The organism is Rhodococcus sp. KRD197, assembly GCF_017168235.1.
Taxonomy (GTDB): Bacteria; Actinomycetota; Actinomycetes; order Mycobacteriales; family Mycobacteriaceae; genus Rhodococcoides.
Window position 1 is genome coordinate 1 of record NZ_JABFAO010000078.1, and the last position, 1,284, is coordinate 1,284.

Here is a 1,284-nt window from a genome sequence, read left to right on the forward strand (position 1 = left end):
CCGGATTTCCCGTCGAAGGCAGGAAATCCGGGGCCACGAGTACTGCGGAAGCACCCCGGCCGGGTGCGGGGCTCACCCACCGCCTATCCAAGGGCCCAGACCCCGTCCTCGACGCCCAACCCGAGGGCGGTGAGCCGCTGCAGGTTCACCGACGCGGCCCGCAGATTCCACCACGCATCGTTCTTGACGACACCGCGGTAGCGCAGGGTCCGCGCCCCGCGGGTCATCCATGCAATGGACCGTTCGATCATCGGACGATGCTGCCGGTAGTCCCCGCGCATCTGCTCATCGTTTGCCCAGCGTGCCCGGTGCTCACGCACCCGCCGGTCGTGTTCCCCGATCTGGACGGTGCGGCCGGCGGGCGAGGTGGTGCACCTGGACCGGAAAGGACATGTGGTGCAGGCTTTCCTGAATTTCGCGGTGCGAGACTTGTTCGCGAACGAGGCGCTCACCCCGTTCGGGCAGGTCACACGCTGCTCGTCGTGATCGACGGTGAACTCGTCGGCGGTGAACGGGTTCGCAAGGCCCGGCGGGGTAGGGACGGGTTTGGGTTTGATCACCGGATCGTGACCGGCGTCGGCGATGTCGTCGAGCATCTGGCCGCTGCCGTAGGCGGAATCGCCGAGCACCTGCGCCGGGCCGTCGAGGGTGTCATCGGCGGCGATCAACTCGCGGCCGACCTCCGCGTCGCCACTGCCCGGGCCTGCGGCTTTCGTTAGGGTCGCGGCGGTGATCAACCCGGTGTCGGGTTCGGCGTTGATGTGTCCCTTGTATCCGTCCTGACGGCGTGAACGGGTCTTGTGGGCGTGCCGGGTCTCGGTGTCGACGGTGGAAATCACCCGGTCCGCGGCGACGTTGCGGGCGATCCGCCACCGACCCCCACCATGTCCGTCGCCCGAGCCGTCGGTGTCGATCCATTCGACGTCCTGGCCGGCGACCAGTGCCAGCAGTGCCAACGCCTGACCTGCGGGTGAGCCCGCATCCGGCTGTTCGGTGCCCGGCCCGGTCAATGCGGCCACGACCGCCACCGCGTCGCGGACCAGGGCATCGACCAGCTGTTCGCGGGCGGGCTTGTCGTCCCACGCGATGTCGGGTTTGCCGGGCTTGGAGTAGTCGGTGGCGGTGCCCAGCCTTTCCACGACCTCTCCGCCGCCGGGGACAATGGCGGCGACCCGGCGGATCGCGGCGACCAGCTGGGTGACGGTGTCCTGGGTGGCGACCGCGTCGTTGAGGACGGTCGAATCCAACGCCCTGCGGGTCCGGCCCTTGAGGACACCGGTGTCG

1 protein-coding gene is annotated in these 1,284 nt (G+C 69.2%); it reads right to left on the minus strand.

The features are described from left to right. Positions 1-83 precede the first annotated feature (83 nt). The coding region (locus J1M86_RS25475) for a transposase (protein ID WP_206511867.1) at positions 84-1,284 on the minus strand (1,201 nt) is incomplete at its 5' end.